Annotated in this window: 13 protein-coding genes, 8 tRNA genes and 3 rRNA genes; 21 read left to right on the top strand and 3 right to left on the bottom strand. The window is 45.8% G+C overall.

Annotation, left to right across the window (positions count from 1 at the left end; all coding sequences use genetic code 11):
• The first annotated feature begins 145 nt into the window (after nucleotides 1-145).
• The 7 genes from FLM53_RS07150 to FLM53_RS07120 all read left to right on the top strand — a co-directional run bounded on the left by FLM53_RS07150 (nucleotide 146) and on the right by FLM53_RS07120 (nucleotide 5,672).
• A 16S ribosomal RNA gene (locus tag FLM53_RS07150) occupies nucleotides 146-1,700 on the top strand.
• A gap of 89 nt (nucleotides 1,701-1,789) precedes the next feature.
• A tRNA-Glu gene (locus FLM53_RS07145) sits at nucleotides 1,790-1,865 on the top strand.
• 2 nt (nucleotides 1,866-1,867) lie between these two features.
• A tRNA-Lys gene (locus tag FLM53_RS07140) sits at nucleotides 1,868-1,943 on the top strand.
• 32 nt (nucleotides 1,944-1,975) lie between these two features.
• Nucleotides 1,976-2,051, top strand: a tRNA-Val gene (locus FLM53_RS07135).
• A gap of 361 nt (nucleotides 2,052-2,412) precedes the next feature.
• Nucleotides 2,413-5,304 (top strand): 23S ribosomal RNA (locus tag FLM53_RS07130).
• A gap of 130 nt (nucleotides 5,305-5,434) precedes the next feature.
• A 5S ribosomal RNA gene (rrf, locus tag FLM53_RS07125) occupies nucleotides 5,435-5,550 on the top strand.
• Together the 16S, 23S and 5S rRNA genes with 4 tRNA genes alongside form the textbook arrangement of a ribosomal RNA operon.
• Before the next feature lie 45 nt (nucleotides 5,551-5,595).
• Nucleotides 5,596-5,672: transfer RNA gene (locus FLM53_RS07120), tRNA-Asp, on the top strand.
• A gap of 945 nt (nucleotides 5,673-6,617) precedes the next feature.
• On the opposite strand, the gene pssA is transcribed toward FLM53_RS07120, so the two are convergent.
• Together pssA and FLM53_RS07110 are read right to left on the bottom strand one after the other, a co-directional pair.
• Entirely contained in the window at nucleotides 6,618-7,958 is a 1,341-nt protein-coding gene (pssA, locus tag FLM53_RS07115; protein WP_176680573.1) for a CDP-diacylglycerol--serine O-phosphatidyltransferase, read from the bottom strand.
• A 91-nt stretch (nucleotides 7,959-8,049) separates the two neighbouring features.
• The gene (locus FLM53_RS07110) at nucleotides 8,050-8,481 is read right to left on the bottom strand and encodes a GNAT family N-acetyltransferase (protein WP_176680572.1); all 432 of its coding nucleotides are present in this window, start codon (nucleotides 8,479-8,481) and stop codon (nucleotides 8,050-8,052) included.
• 66 nt (nucleotides 8,482-8,547) lie between these two features.
• Between FLM53_RS07110 and murB the strand changes: the two genes are divergently transcribed.
• Nucleotides 8,548-9,594: a UDP-N-acetylmuramate dehydrogenase gene (murB, locus tag FLM53_RS07105; protein WP_176680571.1), complete on the top strand. Its 1,047-nt coding sequence runs from the start codon at nucleotides 8,548-8,550 to the stop codon at nucleotides 9,592-9,594.
• Nucleotides 9,591-10,556, top strand: coding sequence for a bifunctional biotin--[acetyl-CoA-carboxylase] ligase/biotin operon repressor BirA (gene birA / locus FLM53_RS07100; RefSeq protein WP_176680570.1), 966 nt, complete (start codon nucleotides 9,591-9,593; stop codon nucleotides 10,554-10,556). The genes murB and birA overlap by 4 nt, the downstream gene beginning before the upstream one ends.
• A gap of 7 nt (nucleotides 10,557-10,563) precedes the next feature.
• On the opposite strand, the gene coaA is transcribed toward birA, so the two are convergent.
• The gene (gene coaA / locus FLM53_RS07095; RefSeq protein WP_048657856.1) at nucleotides 10,564-11,487 is read right to left on the bottom strand and encodes a type I pantothenate kinase; all 924 of its coding nucleotides are present in this window, start codon (nucleotides 11,485-11,487) and stop codon (nucleotides 10,564-10,566) included.
• A 210-nt stretch (nucleotides 11,488-11,697) separates the two neighbouring features.
• Between coaA and FLM53_RS07090 the strand changes: the two genes are divergently transcribed.
• The 12 genes from FLM53_RS07090 to rpoB all read left to right on the top strand — a co-directional run bounded on the left by FLM53_RS07090 (nucleotide 11,698) and on the right by rpoB (nucleotide 21,333).
• Nucleotides 11,698-11,773 (top strand) — tRNA-Thr (locus FLM53_RS07090).
• A gap of 44 nt (nucleotides 11,774-11,817) precedes the next feature.
• A tRNA-Tyr gene (locus FLM53_RS07085) sits at nucleotides 11,818-11,902 on the top strand.
• A 39-nt stretch (nucleotides 11,903-11,941) separates the two neighbouring features.
• A tRNA-Gly gene (locus FLM53_RS07080) sits at nucleotides 11,942-12,016 on the top strand.
• 13 nt (nucleotides 12,017-12,029) lie between these two features.
• A tRNA-Thr gene (locus tag FLM53_RS07075) sits at nucleotides 12,030-12,105 on the top strand.
• 94 nt (nucleotides 12,106-12,199) lie between these two features.
• On the top strand, nucleotides 12,200-13,384 hold the full coding sequence (gene tuf / locus FLM53_RS07070; protein WP_010435158.1) for an elongation factor Tu: 1,185 nt from the start codon (nucleotides 12,200-12,202) through the stop codon (nucleotides 13,382-13,384).
• Nucleotides 13,385-13,607: 223 nt separating this feature from the next.
• On the top strand, nucleotides 13,608-13,985 hold the full coding sequence (gene secE, locus FLM53_RS07065; RefSeq protein WP_017631512.1) for a preprotein translocase subunit SecE: 378 nt from the start codon (nucleotides 13,608-13,610) through the stop codon (nucleotides 13,983-13,985).
• Between the two features lie 13 nt (nucleotides 13,986-13,998).
• Entirely contained in the window at nucleotides 13,999-14,547 is a 549-nt protein-coding gene (gene nusG / locus FLM53_RS07060; RefSeq protein ID WP_010435556.1) for a transcription termination/antitermination protein NusG, read from the top strand.
• Nucleotides 14,548-14,760: 213 nt separating this feature from the next.
• The gene (gene rplK, locus FLM53_RS07055) at nucleotides 14,761-15,189 is read left to right on the top strand and encodes a 50S ribosomal protein L11 (protein WP_010435555.1); all 429 of its coding nucleotides are present in this window, start codon (nucleotides 14,761-14,763) and stop codon (nucleotides 15,187-15,189) included.
• 4 nt (nucleotides 15,190-15,193) lie between these two features.
• Nucleotides 15,194-15,898, top strand: coding sequence for a 50S ribosomal protein L1 (gene rplA, locus FLM53_RS07050; RefSeq protein ID WP_017631514.1), 705 nt, complete (start codon nucleotides 15,194-15,196; stop codon nucleotides 15,896-15,898).
• A 250-nt stretch (nucleotides 15,899-16,148) separates the two neighbouring features.
• On the top strand, nucleotides 16,149-16,643 hold the full coding sequence (rplJ, locus tag FLM53_RS07045) for a 50S ribosomal protein L10 (RefSeq protein WP_010435550.1): 495 nt from the start codon (nucleotides 16,149-16,151) through the stop codon (nucleotides 16,641-16,643).
• A 57-nt stretch (nucleotides 16,644-16,700) separates the two neighbouring features.
• On the top strand, nucleotides 16,701-17,069 hold the full coding sequence (gene rplL, locus FLM53_RS07040; protein ID WP_017631516.1) for a 50S ribosomal protein L7/L12: 369 nt from the start codon (nucleotides 16,701-16,703) through the stop codon (nucleotides 17,067-17,069).
• Between the two features lie 235 nt (nucleotides 17,070-17,304).
• Nucleotides 17,305-21,333 carry a DNA-directed RNA polymerase subunit beta gene (rpoB, locus tag FLM53_RS07035; RefSeq protein WP_017631517.1) on the top strand — a complete coding sequence of 1,343 codons (4,029 nt, stop codon included), beginning with the start codon at nucleotides 17,305-17,307 and terminating at the stop codon, nucleotides 21,331-21,333.
• Nucleotides 21,334-21,346 lie beyond the last annotated feature (13 nt).

Here is a 21,346-nt window from a genome sequence, read left to right as displayed (position 1 = left end):
ACTGAGTGACCAATACGAATAATTACTTTCTTTACAGAGAGGGGTTATTTGGCACAGTCAATTCATTACCATTCTGTTGGAATGGTAATAGCTTTAGAATTACATAGTAGTTTTGAAGTCAGTATTCGTTGAGTCACAAAATCTTAAATTGAAGAGTTTGATCATGGCTCAGATTGAACGCTGGCGGCAGGCCTAACACATGCAAGTCGAGCGGAAACGACACTAACAATCCTTCGGGTGCGTTAATGGGCGTCGAGCGGCGGACGGGTGAGTAATGCCTAGGAAATTGCCTTGATGTGGGGGATAACCATTGGAAACGATGGCTAATACCGCATAATGCCTACGGGCCAAAGAGGGGGACCTTCGGGCCTCTCGCGTCAAGATATGCCTAGGTGGGATTAGCTAGTTGGTGAGGTAATGGCTCACCAAGGCGACGATCCCTAGCTGGTCTGAGAGGATGATCAGCCACACTGGAACTGAGACACGGTCCAGACTCCTACGGGAGGCAGCAGTGGGGAATATTGCACAATGGGCGAAAGCCTGATGCAGCCATGCCGCGTGTATGAAGAAGGCCTTCGGGTTGTAAAGTACTTTCAGTTGTGAGGAAGGGGGTAGCGTTAATAGCGCTATCTCTTGACGTTAGCAACAGAAGAAGCACCGGCTAACTCCGTGCCAGCAGCCGCGGTAATACGGAGGGTGCGAGCGTTAATCGGAATTACTGGGCGTAAAGCGCATGCAGGTGGTTCATTAAGTCAGATGTGAAAGCCCGGGGCTCAACCTCGGAACTGCATTTGAAACTGGTGAACTAGAGTACTGTAGAGGGGGGTAGAATTTCAGGTGTAGCGGTGAAATGCGTAGAGATCTGAAGGAATACCAGTGGCGAAGGCGGCCCCCTGGACAGATACTGACACTCAGATGCGAAAGCGTGGGGAGCAAACAGGATTAGATACCCTGGTAGTCCACGCCGTAAACGATGTCTACTTGGAGGTTGTGGCCTTGAGCCGTGGCTTTCGGAGCTAACGCGTTAAGTAGACCGCCTGGGGAGTACGGTCGCAAGATTAAAACTCAAATGAATTGACGGGGGCCCGCACAAGCGGTGGAGCATGTGGTTTAATTCGATGCAACGCGAAGAACCTTACCTACTCTTGACATCCAGAGAAGCCAGCGGAGACGCAGGTGTGCCTTCGGGAGCTCTGAGACAGGTGCTGCATGGCTGTCGTCAGCTCGTGTTGTGAAATGTTGGGTTAAGTCCCGCAACGAGCGCAACCCTTATCCTTGTTTGCCAGCGAGTAATGTCGGGAACTCCAGGGAGACTGCCGGTGATAAACCGGAGGAAGGTGGGGACGACGTCAAGTCATCATGGCCCTTACGAGTAGGGCTACACACGTGCTACAATGGCGCATACAGAGGGCAGCAAGCTAGCGATAGTGAGCGAATCCCAAAAAGTGCGTCGTAGTCCGGATTGGAGTCTGCAACTCGACTCCATGAAGTCGGAATCGCTAGTAATCGTAGATCAGAATGCTACGGTGAATACGTTCCCGGGCCTTGTACACACCGCCCGTCACACCATGGGAGTGGGCTGCAAAAGAAGTGGGTAGTTTAACCTTTCGGGGAGGACGCTCACCACTTTGTGGTTCATGACTGGGGTGAAGTCGTAACAAGGTAGCCCTAGGGGAACCTGGGGCTGGATCACCTCCTTATACGAAGATACTCACGATAAGTGTCCACACAGATTGATTAGGTTTAGAAAGTAAAAGAGACGAAGAACTCCCAAGTTCTTCAATCCAGTGTCCCGTTCGTCTAGAGGCCTAGGACACCGCCCTTTCACGGCGGTAACAGGGGTTCGACTCCCCTACGGGATACCATTGGGTCGTTAGCTCAGTTGGTAGAGCAGTTGACTTTTAATCAATTGGTCGCAGGTTCGAATCCTGCACGACCCACCATTCTTTCTCCGCGAAGGAATTAAAACTATCGTGGGCGATTAGCTCAGTTGGGAGAGCACCTGCCTTACAAGCAGGGGGTCACTGGTTCGAGCCCGGTATCGCCCACCATTCTCTAAATATTCTTGGAAGTTAAAACTCCAAACCACTTCTTATGTCGCTGGTTGGATTTTTCGACTGTGAGAGTCTTTAGAAAATGTGAATTTTAGAACACTGGTTCTTAAAGTCTCATGCTCTTTAACAATTTGGAAAGCTGACTGATTGATTACTTACGAGTAATTCAATCAAATTTAAAAGTTCTCAATGTTTATCTTTTGATAAACACAACAAACACATTCAAGTGTCTTGTATTCGATTCAAACTTGTTTGAATCACATTGAGTCCGGCAAACAGTCATTAAGAATTAACCCTTCTTAATGACAACCAAAAACCTTGGTTAGTTGCCATACACTAAGACCCTTTCGGGTTGTATGGTTAAGTGACTAAGCGTACACGGTGGATGCCTTGGCAGTCAGAGGCGATGAAAGGCGTAATAACTTGCGATAAGCCCAGATTAGGTAGTAATAACCTTTGAGTCTGGGATTCCTGAATGGGGAAACCCACTTACATAAGTAAGTATCCTGTTGTGAATACATAGCAACAGGAGGCAAACCGGGGGAACTGAAACATCTAAGTACCCCGAGGAAGAGAAATCAACCGAGATTCCGAAAGTAGCGGCGAGCGAAATTGGATTAGCCCTTAAGCTTTTAATGAGACAGATGAAGGCTCTGGAAAGTGCCGCAGTAAAGGGTGATAGCCCCGTAATCGACATCTCATCATCAGTGAAAACGAGTAGGGCGGGACACGTGATATCCTGTCTGAATATGGGGGGACCATCCTCCAAGGCTAAATACTACTGACTGACCGATAGTGAACCAGTACCGTGAGGGAAAGGCGAAAAGAACCCCTGTGAGGGGAGTGAAATAGAACCTGAAACCGTGTACGTACAAGCAGTAGGAGCACCTTCGTGGTGTGACTGCGTACCTTTTGTATAATGGGTCAGCGACTTAATTTTAGTAGCAAGGTTAACCGTTTAGGGGAGCCGTAGGGAAACCGAGTCTTAACTGGGCGTACAGTTGCTAGGATTAGACCCGAAACCAGGTGATCTAGCCATGGGCAGGTTGAAGGTTGAGTAACATCAACTGGAGGACCGAACCGACTAATGTTGAAAAATTAGCGGATGACTTGTGGCTAGGGGTGAAAGGCCAATCAAACCTGGAGATAGCTGGTTCTCCCCGAAAGCTATTTAGGTAGCGCCTCGGACGAATACTACTGGGGGTAGAGCACTGTTAAGGCTAGGGGGTCATCCCGACTTACCAACCCTTTGCAAACTCCGAATACCAGTAAGTACTATCCGGGAGACACACGGCGGGTGCTAACGTCCGTCGTGGAGAGGGAAACAACCCAGACCGCCAGCTAAGGTCCCAAAGTATAGCTAAGTGGGAAACGATGTGGGAAGGCTCAGACAGCCAGGATGTTGGCTTAGAAGCAGCCATCATTTAAAGAAAGCGTAATAGCTCACTGGTCGAGTCGGCCTGCGCGGAAGATGTAACGGGGCTAAGCTATACACCGAAGCTGCGGCTACGTACCTTAGGGTATGTGGGGTAGGGGAGCGTTCTGTAAGCCGTTGAAGGTGGTCTGTAAGGGCTGCTGGAGGTATCAGAAGTGCGAATGCTGACATGAGTAACGATAAAGGGAGTGAAAAACTCCCTCGCCGGAAGACCAAGGGTTCCTGTCCAACGTTAATCGGGGCAGGGTAAGTCGACTCCTAAGGCGAGGCCGAAAGGCGTAGTCGATGGGAAACGGGTTAATATTCCCGTACTTCTTACAATTGCGATGGGGGGACGGAGAAGGCTAGGTGGGCCTGGCGACGGTTGTCCAGGTTCAAGTACGTAGGCGGAAAGTTTAGGTAAATCCGGACTTTCATAACGCTGAGATACGATGTCGAGCTACTACGGTAGTGAAGTCATTGATGCCATGCTTCCAGGAAAAGCCTCTAAGCTTCAGATTGTAAGGAATCGTACCCCAAACCGACACAGGTGGTCGGGTAGAGAATACCAAGGCGCTTGAGAGAACTCGGGTGAAGGAACTAGGCAAAATGGTACCGTAACTTCGGGAGAAGGTACGCTCTTATCAGTGAAGTCCCTTGCGGATGGAGCAGACGAGAGTCGCAGATACCAGGTGGCTGCAACTGTTTATTAAAAACACAGCACTGTGCAAAATCGTAAGATGACGTATACGGTGTGACGCCTGCCCGGTGCCGGAAGGTTAATTGATGGGGTTAGACTTCGGTCGAAGCTCTTGATCGAAGCCCCGGTAAACGGCGGCCGTAACTATAACGGTCCTAAGGTAGCGAAATTCCTTGTCGGGTAAGTTCCGACCTGCACGAATGGCGTAATGATGGCCACGCTGTCTCCACCCGAGACTCAGTGAAATTGAAATCGCTGTGAAGATGCAGTGTACCCGCGGCTAGACGGAAAGACCCCGTGAACCTTTACTACAGCTTGGCACTGAACATTGAACCTACATGTGTAGGATAGGTGGGAGACTTTGAAACCGCGTCGCTAGATGTGGTGGAGTCGTCCTTGAAATACCACCCTTGTAGTTTTGATGTTCTAACGTTGGTCCCTGAATCGGGATTACGGACAGTGCCTGGTGGGTAGTTTGACTGGGGCGGTCTCCTCCCAAAGAGTAACGGAGGAGCACGAAGGTGGGCTAAACACGGTTGGACATCGTGTGGTTAGTGCAATGGCATAAGCCCGCTTGACTGCGAGAATGACAATTCGAGCAGGTGCGAAAGCAGGTCATAGTGATCCGGTGGTTCTGAATGGAAGGGCCATCGCTCAACGGATAAAAGGTACTCCGGGGATAACAGGCTGATACCGCCCAAGAGTTCATATCGACGGCGGTGTTTGGCACCTCGATGTCGGCTCATCACATCCTGGGGCTGAAGTCGGTCCCAAGGGTATGGCTGTTCGCCATTTAAAGTGGTACGCGAGCTGGGTTTAGAACGTCGTGAGACAGTTCGGTCCCTATCTGCCGTGGGCGTTGGAAAATTGAAGGGGGCTGCTCCTAGTACGAGAGGACCGGAGTGGACGAACCTCTGGTGTTCGGGTTGTCATGCCAATGGCATTGCCCGGTAGCTAAGTTCGGAATCGATAACCGCTGAAAGCATCTAAGCGGGAAGCGAGCCCTGAGATGAGTTTTCCCTGACGCTATAAGCGTCCTTAAGGGTTGTTCAAGACTAGAACGTTGATAGGCAGGGTGTGTAAGTGCTGCGAGGCATTGAGCTAACCTGTACTAATTGCCCGTGAGGCTTAACCATACAACACCCAAGGGGTTTTGTGGACTCAAAGACAGACCTTGAATGAGTTTGAAGAGACTTTTAAATTACAGTTTTCCAGATTATTTTGCCTTCAGTTTTTAAAAAAAGCTGAAAGTAAAAGCAAAATTTGCTTGGCGACCATAGCATTGTGGACCCACCTGATTCCATGCCGAACTCAGAAGTGAAACACAATAGCGCCGATGGTAGTGTGGGGCTTCCCCATGTGAGAGTAGGACATCGCCAGGCTTTAAATTATGAACGACTTGTCAGCGACGACAAGTAGTCCACTGCGGAGTGGTAGTTCAGTTGGTTAGAATACCGGCCTGTCACGCCGGGGGTCGCGGGTTCGAGTCCCGTCCACTCCGCCACTTATTAGAAAAGCCCTGCTAGAAATAGCAGGGCTTTTTTACATTTGAATCATTGTATATTCCCTTCAGTTGAAATAGTTCTACTCGTGCGTGATTCTGATGGAATACCAGACACTCCGATACTTCTCAGAAAGCCTAGTCTTACGACTAGGCTTTCGTCGTTTCTGAGTATAGATAATTTAGTCTTCGACCAATGAGTTCCGGTTGCCAGAGTCCTCAGCCACAAAGCCACTTATTAAGAAGCCTCGCTAGAAAATAGCGGGGCTTTCATCGTTTCTAGACTAGGATGAACTTGTCCCTGAGTACGGTTCTGGATGGGTATAGATCACATCAAACCATTACTTATGAGGAACACTTCTTCGAATTTCCGAAGCTTATTTATACTTTAAAAATATACGATTATCTTTACTCCGTTCGTTATTGAAGGTGCGAAAATCCAACTATTCGGTTACCTATTAGAAAAGCCACCCCTGTCAGAATGCTCGCAAGTTTTATATGCCTCCTATCTGTAAATATCGTCGTATGAGTATCGTGATACTTGGAGTAACTATTAAGGCCATTCTGATATCGATTGAGGCTATTTAGTGTTATTTAGGAGGAGGAAGAAATGGTTGATTCGATTTGTTTGATTGGAGTTTTGATCGTTAGGGTGTGTTGGATGAAGTTATGTTCATCTGCAGTAGAGACGCTCTATAGGGATAGTAGTGATTAGTCAGAGTGTGGTCTTGAAGCTTTCTACATGTTGAAGGTAACCATTCACGATCTCCAGCCACTTAGTTGTGGGGGGAAAGCGAGTTATTGCGCAGACAGCTTTTAGGTAATTACATTCGAGCCTTAGCTAATAGTTGACAGTTTGCACCTGCTCAGAAAATATATCTCATACTCTCGTATAACTGATACAAAAACGCCCAGCGTTTGCTGGGCAATCGTATGAGAAGCTATTTGCTATAGAATCTGTTTAAGCACCCTGTCGGCTTTGACACGAGTGATCTTACGAATCAGCTTCTGAACTTCCGTAGGGTAGCTATCTACTTTATCTAACTGCTTATAAGTACAGATAAGCTGAGTGTGTTGAAGAATGTTGTCTACTTCAGCTTGGAACTTATCTGTTAGGTGATGGTAGTGATCTTGGATAAAGATACCGTTCTCTAGATCGAGTTTCCATGCACGAGGGTTTAGGTTATTGCCTGTTAGGAGCATATAACGCTTATCGACCCAGATACCCTTCAGGTGGAAGCTATTAGAATCGTGTTGCCAAAGTCGAATCGATAGATTACGGCTAGCAATGTGAGCTTCATTGGCTTTAGCGAAACGGCGCAAGTTCAATTCGTAAAGGTATGGCAAGCCACCGATCGTTTTAAACTCTTCTTCTGGTGAGATAAAGAAATCGTTTGCTGTTTTATCACCGACAACAATACTGACCTTTACACCACGCTTAAGCGCTTTCTTCACTTCTTTAGCTAGGCTAGGTGGGAAGTTGAAGTAAGGTGTGCAGATAAAGATCTCATCTTTAGCTTGAGCGACAAGTTGATTGATGCCTTGATTCAGACGGTTACGTCGTTTACCAATACCCACTAATGGCGTTACGGCTACTTGCTCTGGCGAAACATCCTGACCATCGAATTGGTATTGAGATCGAGCTAGTGAAGCTCGGAACTGGCGAATCGCTGGTTTCAGCTCTTTGGTTACTGGCTTGTTCTTATCTGCCAAGTCGTAAACAGCGCTGTCTGAGATCATTTGCTGGTGCACGTAGGTAAACATCGAGTCAGCAAGTGCTGCGTTGTTTAAAACATGGTAGCGATCAAAGCGATAGCGGTCATGGTAGTTCAGGTAGATATTGTTAAGGCTTGCGCCGCTGTATATCACGCTGTCATCGACGATAAAGCCTTTTAGGTGCAATACGCCAAAGACTTCTTTACCGCGGACAGGGATGCCATAGACAGGAACAGAGTGCTGATATTTTTCAGCAAACTCTTTATACATTGCCGCGTTGCCTTCTGAGGACTCTGCGCCAATCAATCCACGTTGTGCTCTGTGCCAATCGACACATACACTCACGTCTAGTTCTGGATTCTTTTGCTTTGCTTCATATAAGGCAGTTAGGATCTCACGGCCAGCCTCATCATCTTCAAGGTACAAAGCGACTAAACTAATACGAGTCGTTGCGCGAGATATCTCATCAAGTAAGCGAGTTCGAAACTCTTGCGCTGATAGTAGTACTTCAAACTTGTCAGGATTCTGCGCTATGGTTGGCAACTGTATGAATGGATTCCTACTGGCAATCATATTGACTGTTTTACCTTAAAAATATGCAAAATTGCGAACCTTTAATTTTACCAAAGGGATAGACCCAAATACTAGATAATCGAGGCATTCTCTAACAATTTTGCTGATAATGCATAGGAATGAGATCTTTTCCGCTATTCGAATAGCGCTCGTATAAAACTCTTAAGCCATTGGGTAGCTGTTCTGGAGCGATCTGTACGAACTTATGTCGTGAGTAAAAGCCGGTGAGATGCGCGTAGGCGAAGCAGTAGTCGTTTTCTGTCAGCGTATGCTGAGCACAATAATCCATAAGCTGAGAGCCTAATTGCTTACCACGATGTTCTTTTGATATAGCCATTCCGGTAAGTAAGCGAGCATTTTCTATCGTCCGAAAACGCACGACACCACAAAGCTCGTTATCCATCAGTAATGAATAGATAAGCTCACTCTTATTGGCTTTTCCCGTTGGATAATGTTCCTTGTAGAAACGTTTTACTAAGGGAACTTTAACGGGGTCTAATTGGGTAATGATGACATTGTTCATTCAGTCACTGCGCCACTGGTTTATCTGCTGTAGAATGGCTGCAGTGTAAGTTAATTGAATATCGTCATGCAATTCCATCTCAATGCTAGTTTAAAAAACGTTCATACTTTTTCCATCGATCAGACATGTGATGCGTTGGTTGAAGTCACGACTATCGAAGAACTGATAACGGTTTATCAAGACCCTAAATGGTCAACTTTGCCTAAGTTGATACTGGGTAAGGGCAGTAATATGCTTTTTACTGAGCACTTTGCAGGCTTGATTATTGTGAACCAGTTAGCTGGGATTACGCTAACCGAGACAGATAGTCATCACCATCTACATGTTAATGGTGGTGAGGATTGGCCTAGCTTGGTTAAGTGGAGTGTCGATAAAGGGCTTGGCGGCTTAGAAAACCTAGCCATGATTCCGGGTTGCTCTGGCTCTGCACCTATTCAGAATATTGGTGCGTACGGCGTTGAACTGCAAGACGTCTGTGAATACGTCGATATCTTATCTCTGGATACTTATACAGTTAAGCGATTAAGCAAAGAGGAATGCCTCTTTGGTTACCGAGATTCCATTTTTAAACACGCGCTTTATGGCAAAGCGATTGTTGTCGCGATTGGTTTAACACTGCCGAAAGAGTGGAAGCCATGTAACCATTACGGTCCACTTAAAAGCCTGCCAGCAGAAACACTTTCCCCTAGTACGATATTCGATGAAGTATGTGCTATTCGTTCGAGCAAACTGCCAGACCCTTCGAAACAGGGCAATGCTGGAAGCTTTTTCAAAAACCCCGTGATCACTAAAGATCATTTTGATCGCTTGTCAGAACTGTACCCGAATATCGTTGGTTACGAGAGTAACGATATGATCAAAGTTGCTGCTGGGTGGTTGATTGATCAATGCCAGTTTAAAGGTGTTACTGAAGGCGGCGCTCAAGTTCACCCAAACCAAGCACTGGTTATCATTAATTATGATCAAGCTTCAGCTACCGATATCCTTAAGCTTGCTGACCGAGTTCGTCAATCTGTCCTGAACAAGTTCGATATTCAGTTGGAACACGAAGTCCGCTTTATGGGTAGAGATAGCGAGACAAACCTAGATAGAGCTTTGGAGGCATTAGTATGAGGGAGCACAGTACTAAGCTAGCACTACTAAAATGCCTTTCCGATGGCGAGTTTCATTCCGGAGAAGACCTCGGTGAGTTGATAGGCGTATCAAGAGCGGCTATCAGTAAGCACATTAAAGGGATTCAAGAGTGGGGCTTGGATATCTATCGAGTGCAAGGCAAGGGCTACAAGTTAGCTAACCAGTTGGACATGCTTGACCAAGAGAAATTGTCAGCTCCTAGCCCTGACGCTTCGCTTGAGCTGATCCCAATCATTGGTTCGACTAATCAACACTTGTTAGAGCGTACGAATACTCTTGAGTCTGGGTCAGTTTGTATTGCTGAATATCAAGCTTCTGGTCGCGGGCGTCGTGGAAGAGAATGGGTATCGCCATTTGGTGCAAACCTGTACCTTTCAATGTACTGGAGGCTTGACGCTGGTATGGCTGCTGCAATGGGCTTAAGTCTTGTGGTTGGCGTAGCCGTTGTAGAGGCTTTGGAAGAAATGGGCGTTGAAGGCATCAAGCTTAAGTGGCCGAATGACCTATACCACAATGACAAGAAGCTCGCGGGTATCTTGGTCGAGCTCTCTGGGCAGTCGGGTGGCGCAGCTCATATTGTTATTGGTTTAGGGCTGAACCTATCTATGGACCCAACAATATCAGGTATTGGTCAACCGTGGACTTCTCTTAAAGAAGTGTGTGACGGGAAGGTGCCAGATCGTAACCAATTAGCACAGGCTCTGATCAATGCTTGGGACAAGTCTCTTGTGGATTATGAATTGAAAGGGATGTCTAACTTCGTAGAACGTTGGAATCGCTTAGATAATTTCTTAGGTCGCAATGTTAGGTTGATTATTGGACCTAGAGAAATTGAAGGTGTTGTTCAAGGCATCGATGAACAAGGTGCCGTGTTACTCAAAACCGAGAATGGCATCGAGAGTTATATTGGTGGCGAAATATCGCTACGAAAAGGGGATTAAGGCGTTACTATTTTCTGAGTAACACTTCTTCAACCATGTGATCTGCGCCTTTTCGCAAAATCAGATGCGCTCTTTCTCTTGTTGGAAGGATATTTTGTTCAAGGTTCAAGCCATTGATTGAACTCCAGATACCTTCCGCTTTGTCCAGTGCTGCTTGGTTCGATAACTTAGTGTAATGACTAAAATACGAGCCAGGCTTAGTAAACGCCCCGTCGCGAAACTTCATAAAACGATTGATGTACCACTCTTTTATCTGCTGGCTGTCAGCATCAACATAGAGTGAAAAATCAAGGAAGTCTGAAATAAACACACGATGCGGTTCGTGTGGGTAGTTCATGCCACTCTGTAAGACATTAAGCCCTTCAATAATAAGCACATCGGGTAGGTCGACACACTTAACATCGTCAGTAATGTTGTAAGTTAGGTGCGAGTATACCGGTGCGGTGACATTTCTTTTGCACGCTTTAACATCCGAGACAAAGTTCACTAGACGTTTGATGTCGTATGATTCAGGGAAGCCTTTTTTACTCATCAACCCTTTTTCTTCCAACACTTCATTTGGATATAAGAAACCGTCAGTTGTCACTAGCTCGACCTTTGGATGGTTTTCCCAACGAGAGAGTAGGGCTTTAAGCAGTCGTGCGGTCGTACTCTTACCAACCGCAACACTACCCGCAATACCGATGATAAAAGGTGGTGCTTTCTCTTTCTTATCTAGGAACTCATGAAGTACCGAGTTTCTGTTTTGTCTGGCTGCTACATAGAGATTCAACAGACGAGAAAGCGGTAGGTAGATCTCCACAGCCTCTTCCATTGTGAGCTTTTCATTGATGCCTTGAAGCTCTTTTAAGTCGCTTTCAGAAAGTGTCATCGGAACTAAATTCCTTAGCTCAGACCAGCGTTCGCGGTCAAATGACATAAATGGGCTCATACAAAACTCTATAGTGGATAACAAAACAAGTGCATGGAAAATACATCAAGCGATAGATAAATAAAATATCTTCCTGTGCTAGATGCGGGTTAAAGATGGAAACCTTGAGCTAAATTGCCGTATGTAGGAGTTTGGTAAGAGAATTTTGCACTTTTTTTCAATTTACTATTGCAAGGTGGAAAATCATTCAATAAAATGCGCCCCACTTGTGCCGACTTAGCTCAGTAGGTAGAGCAACTGACTTGTAATCAGTAGGTCACCAGTTCGATTCCGGTAGTCGGCACCACTTTCTCCCTTCCTTTAAGGCAAGCGAGAGAAAGCTCAAAATTTGGAGAGGTTCCCGAGTGGCCAAAGGGAGCAGACTGTAAATCTGTTGGCACTGCCTTCGATGGTTCGAATCCGTCCCTCTCCACCATATTCTAAAGGTTAAATAGCTCAAACAGAGTTACGTGTTGCGTGCATCGTATAATGGCTATTACCTCAGCCTTCCAAGCTGATGATGCGGGTTCGATTCCCGCTGCACGCTCCAACTCATTTTGTGTGCTGATATAGCTCAGTCGGTAGAGCGCACCCTTGGTAAGGGTGAGGTCCCCAGTTCGACTCTGGGTATTAGCACCAGTCTAAAGCTTCTTCTCCTTTAATAAAGAAAACCATTTTTTTGGTTGCGTGGTCTTATTTTAAGCCACCTAATCCGTACCTAGAGGGACACCCCATGTCTAAAGAAAAATTTGAACGTACGAAACCGCACGTAAACGTTGGTACTATCGGCCACGTTGACCACGGTAAAACAACTCTAACAGCTGCTATCTGTACTACACTTGCAAAAGTGTACGGTGGTGTTGCTAAAGATTTCGCATCTATCGATAACGCTCCAGAAGAGCGCGAGCGCGGTATCACAATCGCAACTTCTCACGTTGAGTACGACACTCCAGCACGTCACTACGCACACGTAGACTGTCCAGGACACGCGGATTATGTTAAAAACATGATCACTGGTGCTGCACAAATGGACGGCGGTATCCTAGTTGTTGCTGCGACTGACGGCCCTATGCCTCAAACTCGTGAGCACATCCTACTTGGTCGTCAAGTTGGTATCCCTTACATCATCGTATTCATGAACAAATGTGACATGGTTGATGACGAAGAGCTACTTGAGCTAGTAGAAATGGAAGTTCGTGAACTTCTTTCTGAGTACGACTTCCCAGGTGATGACCTACCAGTTATCCAAGGTTCTGCACTTGGCGCACTAAACGGCGAGAAGCAGTGGGAAGACAAGATCGTTGAGCTTGCAGAAGCACTAGATTCTTACATCCCTGAGCCAGAGCGTGCAGTAGACCAACCGTTCCTACTACCAATTGAAGACGTATTCTCAATTCAAGGTCGTGGTACTGTTGTAACTGGTCGTATCGAGCGCGGTATCCTACGTGTAGGTGACGAAGTAGAAATCGTTGGTATCAAAGAGACTACTCTTACTACTTGTACTGGTGTTGAAATGTTCCGTAAACTGCTTGACGAAGGTCGTGCAGGTGAGAACGTTGGTGCACTTCTACGTGGTACTAAGCGTGATGACGTTGAACGTGGTCAAGTACTTTCTGCGAAAGGTTCTATCAACCCACACACTAAGTTTGAGTCTGAAGTATACGTACTTTCTAAAGACGAAGGCGGCCGTCACACTCCTTTCTTCAAAGGTTACCGTCCACAGTTCTACTTCCGTACAACTGACGTAACAGGCGACATCACTCTACCAGAAGGCGTAGAAATGGTAATGCCAGGTGACAACGTTCAAATGACTGTTGAGCTAATCGCTCCAATCGCAATGGACGAAGGTCTACGTTTCGCAATCCGCGAAGGTGGCCGTACAGTTGGTGCTGGTGTTGTAGCTAAAATCTTTGCATAAGATTTGACGAACCACTAGTAAAAAGGGCATCATTTGATGCCCTTTTTCTGCGCTGAAAAAAGAGTTGAGCGATTTGACATCAATTTCAGCTCTTAGCAAAGAATTAAACGGTCTTTTTGACTAAAATGACTGTTAGATGTGTTGTTTTGCAACGCAAAGGAATGTGCCCTGCAACAGCGGGGTTATTGTCGTCTATATTTAAGACTTATCACAGGTTGGTTTTATGAAAGCAAACGCTGAAACTCCTGATAGCTCAAGTGCAGCAGATACAATGAAGTGGATTGTCGCTTTTGTTCTGTTGGCTGCTGCTGTTGTGGGTAATTACCTGTATGGTGAATTGTCTGTTGTAATTCGCGCTGCAGGTGTAGTTGTGCTGATTGCTGCCGCACTAGGCGTTGCAGCAACAACAACTAAAGGTAAAGCTGCGATCGATTTTGCAAAAGAATCTCGTATGGAGATTCGTAAAGTTGTTTGGCCTACTCGCCAAGAAACTATGCAAACTACATTGATCGTTTTAGCTGTATGTATTGTTATGTCTCTAGTGCTTTGGGGAATTGACGGCATTATGGTCCGTCTAGTTTCTCTAGCAACTGGGGTGTAGAGGGTTCTGATTCATGAGTGAAGCTCCAAAAAAACGTTGGTATGTAGTTCAAGCCTTTTCTGGCTTTGAAGGTCGTGTTGCACAGTCGCTACGCGAGCATATTAAAATGCACAACATGGAAGAACTATTTGGCGATGTGCTAGTACCTACTGAAGAAGTAGTGGAAATGCGTGCAGGCCAACGTCGTAAAAGTGAACGTAAATTCTTCCCTGGCTACGTATTAGTTCAAATGATCATGAATGATGAATCATGGCACTTAGTACGCAGCATTCCGCGTGTTATGGGCTTCATTGGTGGTACCTCTGATCGTCCTGCACCAATCACTGATAAAGAAGCTGATGCTATCTTGAACCGTCTAGAGAAAGCGAGCGAGTCTCCACGTCCTAAGACAATGTTCGAAGCGGGTGAAGTGGTTCGTGTGAACGATGGTCCATTTGCTGACTTCAACGGTACTGTTGAAGAAGTAGATTACGAGAAAAGCCGCATTAAGGTATCTGTATCGATCTTTGGTCGTGCAACACCGGTTGAGCTTGAATTTGGTCAGGTTGAAAAACTGGACTAATACTCTTACCTTTTGAGCAAGTTGTGGATAAATAGTTCATAAGCTGTTCAAAATTAAAGAGTATAAAAAATCACCTTTTTAGGGTTGTTAAAGGCGCGAATTATGATTATAATTTCGCGCCTTTTTGCTTCTATGGAAGTAAAAAAGAGTTAATTGAAATTATGGGGAGCTCGCCTTACGGCTGGCGCATGTACCCAAATATTAGGAAATATCATGGCTAAGAAAGTTGAAGCTTATATCAAACTGCAAGTTGCAGCTGGTATGGCAAACCCAAGTCCACCGGTTGGTCCTGCTCTAGGTCAACACGGCGTGAACATCATGGAATTCTGTAAAGCGTTCAACGCAAAAACAGAATCTGTTGAGAAAGGTCTACCTACTCCAGTAGTTATTACTGTTTACAACGACCGTTCTTTCACGTTCGTAACTAAGACTCCACCTGCTGCTGTTCTTCTTAAGAAAGCTGCTGGCGTTAAGTCTGGTTCTGGTCGTCCAAACACTGAGAAAGTTGGTACTGTTACTGACGCTCAAGTTCAGGAAATCGCAGAAACTAAAGCTGCTGATATGACTGGTGCTGACATCGAAGCAATGAAGCGTTCTATTGCTGGTACTGCTCGTTCAATGGGCCTAGTGGTAGAGGGATAAGATCATGGCAAAACTTACTAAGCGTATGCGCGTAATCCGCGACAAAGTTGACTCAACTAAAGAATACGAAATCAACGAAGCTGTTGCTCTTCTTAAAGAACTAGCGACTGCTAAATTCGTTGAGTCTGTAGACGTTGCTGTTAACCTAGGCATCGATGCTCGTAAATCTGACCAAAACGTTCGTGGCGCAACTGTGCTACCTCACGGTACTGGCCGTGACATCCGCGTTGCTGTTTTCACTCAAGGTGCAAACGCAGAAGCTGCTAAAGCTGCTGGCGCAGATATCGTTGGTATGGAAGATCTTGCTGAGCAAGTGAAAAAAGGCGAAATGAACTTCGACGTAGTTGTTGCTTCTCCAGATGCAATGCGTGTTGTTGGTCAACTAGGTACAATCCTAGGTCCACGCGGCCTTATGCCAAACCCTAAAGTTGGTACTGTAACTCCTAACGTTGCTGAAGCGGTTAAGAACGCTAAAGCTGGTCAGGTTCGTTACCGTAACGACAAGAACGGCATCATCCACACTACTATCGGTAAAGCATCTTTCGAAGCTAACCAGCTTCAAGAGAACCTAGAAGCACTTCTAGTTGCTCTTAAGAAAGCTAAACCTTCTTCAGCTAAGGGTACTTACCTGAAGAAAGTAAGCATCTCTACTACGATGGGTGCTGGTGTTGCTGTTGATCAAGCTAGTCTTGACACTCAAGCAAACTAATTTGCTTAGGCGCAGATTTAGTGTATACTTCTGCGCCTAATATTTGTGGTTGGGTGGTTTTAAAGCAATTTGAAATCATCTATCCCAAGACCGTAGGCGCTGTCGATTTTCATTAGATTATTGATAGCTTAATAAAACCTACGTAGGCGATGTTGTGGTTTGAAGTGAATTTATTCATTTTTAAATAACATCGTAAACGCTCATTACATTTTGTATTGAGTGCTGTAATCACAACCAGAGGTTAATCCAAATGGCTTTAAATCTTCAAGACAAAAAAGCAATTGTTGCTGAAGTCAACGAAGCTGCCAGTGGTGCACTTTCTGCAGTTGTAGCTGATTCTCGTGGCGTTGAAGTTGGCGCAATGACTTCTCTACGTAAACAAGCTCGCGAAGCGGGTGTTTACATGAAAGTTGTTCGTAACACACTAGCACGCCGTGCGGTTCAGGGTACAGACTACGAGTGTCTAGTAGACACTTTCACTGGTCCAACTCTGATCGCATTCTCTAATGAGCACCCAGGTGCTGCAGCGCGTCTTTTCAAAGACTTCGCTAAAGAGAATAAAGATTTCGAGATCAAAGCTGCTGCATTTGAAGGCGCAGTTACTGATGCTGAAGTACTAGCGACACTACCAACTTACGACGAAGCTATCGCACGCCTAATGATGTGCATGAAAGAAGCTTCTGCTGGCAAGCTGGTTCGTACTATCGCTGCTGTTCGCGACCAAAAAGAAGAAGCTGCGGCATAAGCCTTGCTTTTCACTGGTTGCTATTTAAACTTATTGTTGACTTAAAAGAGAATTGTTATGTCTATTACTAACGAGCAAATCCTAGACGCAGTTGCAGAAATGTCTGTAATGCAAGTTGTTGAGCTTATCGAAGCTATGGAAGAGAAATTCGGCGTTACTGCAGCTGCTGCTGTTGTAGCTGGTGGCGCAGCTGGCGGCGACGCTGCTGCTGAGCAAACTGAATTCGACGTTATCCTAACTGCTGCTGGCGCTAACAAAGTACAAGTTATCAAAGCTGTACGTGGCGCAACTGGCCTAGGTCTTAAAGAAGCTAAAGGTCTTGTAGACTCAGCTCCTGCAGCGCTTAAAGAAGGCGTTGACAAAGCTGAAGCTGAAGCTCTTAAAGCACAGCTAGAAGAAGCTGGCGCTTCTGTTGAAATCAAGTAATTATTACTTAATTTCATAGCCGCAAGGCTAATGGCTGGTGGTTTATTAACCACCGGCCTTTTTGCGCTGTAGGGCTATGACGAAATTTCCGCTGTTTAACCGTCATAATCCGAGCAAAAAAACAGTCATTTTTTCGAAATGATTGTTCACTACCACTAAACAGCTGTTTGTCACCACCCCCTCTGAAGAGTGTTTTGGGTGGTTTGGGTCACTTATCAGCGAGCTGAGGAACCCCATGGTTTACTCTTATACCGAGAAAAAGCGCATCCGTAAGGATTTTGGTACTCGTCCACAAGTTTTGGACATTCCATACCTGTTATCGATCCAGCTTGATTCTTTCGACAAATTCATCGAACAGGATCCAGAAGGTCAATACGGTCTTGAAGCTGCTTTCCGTTCTGTATTTCCAATTCAGAGCTACAACGGCAATTCTGAGCTGCAATACGTTAGCTACCGTCTTGGTGAGCCAGTTTTTGACGTTAAAGAATGTCAAATCCGCGGTGTTACTTACTCAAAGCCACTACGCGTAAAACTACGTCTAGTTATCTTTGATCGAGATGCACCAGCAGGTACTGTAAAAGACATTAAAGAACAAGAAGTCTACATGGGCGAAATTCCGCTTATGACAGACAATGGTACTTTCGTAATTAATGGTACCGAGAGGGTTATCGTATCCCAGCTGCACCGAAGCCCAGGCGTGTTCTTCGACAGTGATAAGGGTAAGACCCACTCATCAGGTAAAGTTCTTTATAACGCACGTGTAATTCCTTACCGTGGCTCATGGTTAGACTTTGAGTTCGATCCTAAGGATAACTTATTCGTACGTATCGACCGTCGTCGTAAGCTACCAGCATCGATTATTCTTCGTGCACTTGGTAAATCGACTGAAGAGATCCTTGATCTGTTCTTCGACAAAGTGAACTTCGAAGTTAAAGACCAAACTCTTCTTATGGAGTTGGTTCCTGATCGTCTACGTGGTGAAACTGCGTCATTCGACATCGAAGCAAACGGCAAAACTTACGTTGAGACTGGTCGTCGTGTTACTGCTCGCCATATCCGTCAACTTGAAAAAGATGGCGTTGAGCACATCGAAGTACCAGTAGAGTACATCGTTGGTAAAGTTGCATCTAAAGATTACATCAACGAAGCAACTGGCGAGATCATCGTTGGCGCGAACCAAGAGATTAGCCTAGAAGCACTTGCTAACCTGTCTCAAGCAGGCCACAAGGCTCTACAAACTCTGTTCACGAATGACCTAGATCACGGTCCATTCATGTCAGACACTCTACGTGCAGATAGCACAGTAGATCGCATCTCTGCATTGGTAGAAATCTACCGCATGATGCGTCCTGGCGAGCCACCAACGAAAGAAGCTGCAGAATCTCTATTCGAAAGCCTATTCTTCTCTGAAGAACGTTACGACCTATCAACTGTAGGCCGTATGAAGTTCAACAGCTCTATCGAGCGTGAAGAAGAAGAAGAGCGCGGTACTCTGGATGAATCAGACATCATCGAAGTGATGAAGAAACTGATTGGTATCCGTAACGGTATTGGTGAAGTGGACGATATCGACCACCTTGGCAACCGTCGTATCCGTTCTGTAGGTGAAATGGCAGAAAACCAATTCCGTGTTGGTCTAGTTCGTGTAGAACGTGCCGTTAAAGAGCGCCTAAGCCTTGGTGACCTTGATGCAATCATGCCTCAAGATCTTATCAACGCTAAGCCGATCTCTGCTGCAGTTAAAGAATTCTTTGGCTCTTCACAGCTTTCACAGTTTATGGACCAAAACAACCCATTGTCAGAAGTTACGCACAAGCGTCGTATCTCTGCTTTAGGTCCTGGTGGTCTTACTCGTGAGCGCGCAGGCTTCGAAGTACGTGACGTTCACGTAACTCACTACGGTCGTCTATGTCCGATCGAAACGCCTGAAGGTCCAAACATCGGTCTAATTAACTCGCTATCTGCGTTTGCACGTTGTAACGATTACGGTTTCCTAGAAACTCCGTACCGTCGTGTAGTAGATGGTGTAGTAACAGAAGAAGTTGATTACCTGTCTGCAATCCAGGAAGGTCAATTCGTAATCGCGCAGGCAAACACTGTTCTTACAGAAGAAGGTACGTTTGCAGATGAGCTAATCACTGCTCGTCAAAAAGGTGAATCTGGTCTTCACCCTCGTGATCACGTTGACTACATGGACGTTGCGACAAACCAAGTAGTATCTATCGCTGCTTCGCTTATCCCGTTCCTAGAACACGATGATGCGAACCGTGCATTGATGGGTGCGAACATGCAACGTCAAGCTGTACCAACACTTAAGGCTGATAAGCCTCTAGTAGGTACTGGTATTGAACGTAACATCGCAGTTGACTCTGGTGTTACAGCGGTTGCTAAACGTGGTGGTCAAGTTCAGTCTGTAGACGCTTCTCGTATCGTAGTTAAGGTTAACGAAGATGAGTTGGTACCTGGCGAAGCTGGTATCGATATCTACAACCTAACTAAGTACACGCGTTCGAACCAAAACACATGTATCAACCAACGTCCAACTGTACTTCCTGGCGAACCAGTTGCACGCGGCGACGTTCTTGCTGACGGTCCTTCAACAGACCTTGGTGAACTAGCTCTTGGCCAAAACATGCGTATCGCGTTCATGCCTTGGAACGGTTACAACTTCGAAGACTCGATCTTAGTATCTGAGCGCGTAGTTCAAGAAGACCGTTTCACGACTATCCACATTCAAGAACTGTCTTGTGTGGCTCGTGATACTAAGCTGGGCTCTGAAGAGATCACAGCTGATATTCCAAACGTAGGTGAGTCTGCTCTGTCTAAACTAGACGAGTCAGGTATCGTTTACATTGGTGCTGAAGTTAAGGGTGGCGACATCCTAGTTGGTAAAGTAACACCTAAAGGTGAAACTCAACTGACTCCTGAAGAGAAGCTACTACGTGCAATCTTCGGTGAGAAAGCATCTGATGTTAAAGATACTTCTCTACGTGTACCAAACTCTGTTTCGGGTACTATCATCGATGTACAAGTCTTCACTCGCGATGGCGTAGAGAAAGACAAGCGTGCACTTGAAATCGAACAGATGCAGCTTAAAGAAGCTAAGAAAGACCTAACTGAAGAGTTCCAAATTCTTGAGGGTGGCCTTCTTAACCGTGTTAAAGCTGTACTTCTGTCTGGTGGTTACTCTGAAGCTAAGCTTGATACTATCGGTCGTAAGCAATGGCTAGAGCAAGTTCTAGAAGACGATGCGCTACAAACACAGCTTGAGCAACTTGCTGAGCAGTGGGATGAGCTAAAAGCAGACTTCGATAAGAAGTTTGAAACTAAGCGTCGTAAAATCACTCAAGGTGATGATCTAGCGCCTGGCGTTCTTAAGATTGTTAAAGTTTACCTAGCGGTTAAACGTCGTATCCAGCCTGGTGATAAGATGGCCGGTCGTCACGGTAACAAAGGTGTAATCTCTAAGATTAACCCTGTTGAAGACATGCCATACGATGAGAAAGGTCAACCTGTAGACATCGTACTTAACCCGCTGGGTGTACCATCGCGTATGAACATCGGTCAGATCCTAGAAGTTCACTTAGGTTTGGCTGCTAAAGGTATCGGTGACAAGATCAACCAAATGGTTAAGGAACAACAAGAACTGCATAAGTTCCGTGAGTTCCTACAGAAGGTTTATGATCTTGGTGATACTCGTCAGAAAGTTGATATTGCTGAACTGTCTGATGATCAAGTTCGTACACTGATCAAGAACCTACGTGGCGGTCTACCGATTGCTACTCCTGTGTTCGACGGTGCTTCTGAGACATTAATCAAAGAACTACTTAAACTGGGTGATCTGCCAGAATCTGGTCAGCTTAAACTGTTTGATGGTCGTACTGGTGATTCGTTTGAGCGTCCTGTAACTGTAGGTTACATGTACATGCTGAAACTGAACCACTTGGTTGATGACAAGATGCACGCTCGTTCTACTGGTTCTTACAGCCTAGTAACTCAGCAACCACTTGGTGGTAAAGCTCAGTTCGGTGGTCAGCGTTTCGGTGAGATGGAAGTATGGGCACTAGAAGCATACGGTGCTGCATATACTCTACAAGAAATGCTAACAGTTAAGTCGGATGACGTTAACGGCCGTACTAAGATGTATAAGAACATCGTAGACGGTAACCATAGCATGGAACCTGGTATGCCTGAGTCGTTCAACGTACTGTTGAAAGAGATTCGCTCGCTAGGTATCAACATCGAGCTAGAAGACGAAGAGTAATCCCTCCTCTTTT

The sequence above is a fragment of the Vibrio sp. Scap24 genome (assembly GCF_013394185.1).
GTDB lineage: Bacteria > Pseudomonadota > Gammaproteobacteria > Enterobacterales > Vibrionaceae > Vibrio > Vibrio pomeroyi.
This window is presented reverse-complemented; position numbering and strand designations above follow the sequence as displayed.

Coding starts and splice junctions, on each gene's coding strand:
- rpoB (WP_017631517.1), top strand. CDS start 17,305: ATGGTTTACTCTTATACCGAGAAAAAGCGCATCCGTAAGGATTTTGGT.
- rplA (WP_017631514.1), top strand. CDS start 15,194: ATGGCAAAACTTACTAAGCGTATGCGCGTAATCCGCGACAAAGTTGAC.
- rplJ (WP_010435550.1), top strand. CDS start 16,149: ATGGCTTTAAATCTTCAAGACAAAAAAGCAATTGTTGCTGAAGTCAAC.
- rplK (WP_010435555.1), top strand. CDS start 14,761: ATGGCTAAGAAAGTTGAAGCTTATATCAAACTGCAAGTTGCAGCTGGT.
- tuf (WP_010435158.1), top strand. CDS start 12,200: ATGTCTAAAGAAAAATTTGAACGTACGAAACCGCACGTAAACGTTGGT.
- rplL (WP_017631516.1), top strand. CDS start 16,701: ATGTCTATTACTAACGAGCAAATCCTAGACGCAGTTGCAGAAATGTCT.
- nusG (WP_010435556.1), top strand. CDS start 13,999: ATGAGTGAAGCTCCAAAAAAACGTTGGTATGTAGTTCAAGCCTTTTCT.
- murB (WP_176680571.1), top strand. CDS start 8,548: ATGCAATTCCATCTCAATGCTAGTTTAAAAAACGTTCATACTTTTTCC.
- coaA (WP_048657856.1), bottom strand. CDS start 11,487: ATGAGCCCATTTATGTCATTTGACCGCGAACGCTGGTCTGAGCTAAGG.
- birA (WP_176680570.1), top strand. CDS start 9,591: ATGAGGGAGCACAGTACTAAGCTAGCACTACTAAAATGCCTTTCCGAT.
- FLM53_RS07110 (WP_176680572.1), bottom strand. CDS start 8,481: ATGAACAATGTCATCATTACCCAATTAGACCCCGTTAAAGTTCCCTTA.
- pssA (WP_176680573.1), bottom strand. CDS start 7,958: ATGATTGCCAGTAGGAATCCATTCATACAGTTGCCAACCATAGCGCAG.
- secE (WP_017631512.1), top strand. CDS start 13,608: ATGAAAGCAAACGCTGAAACTCCTGATAGCTCAAGTGCAGCAGATACA.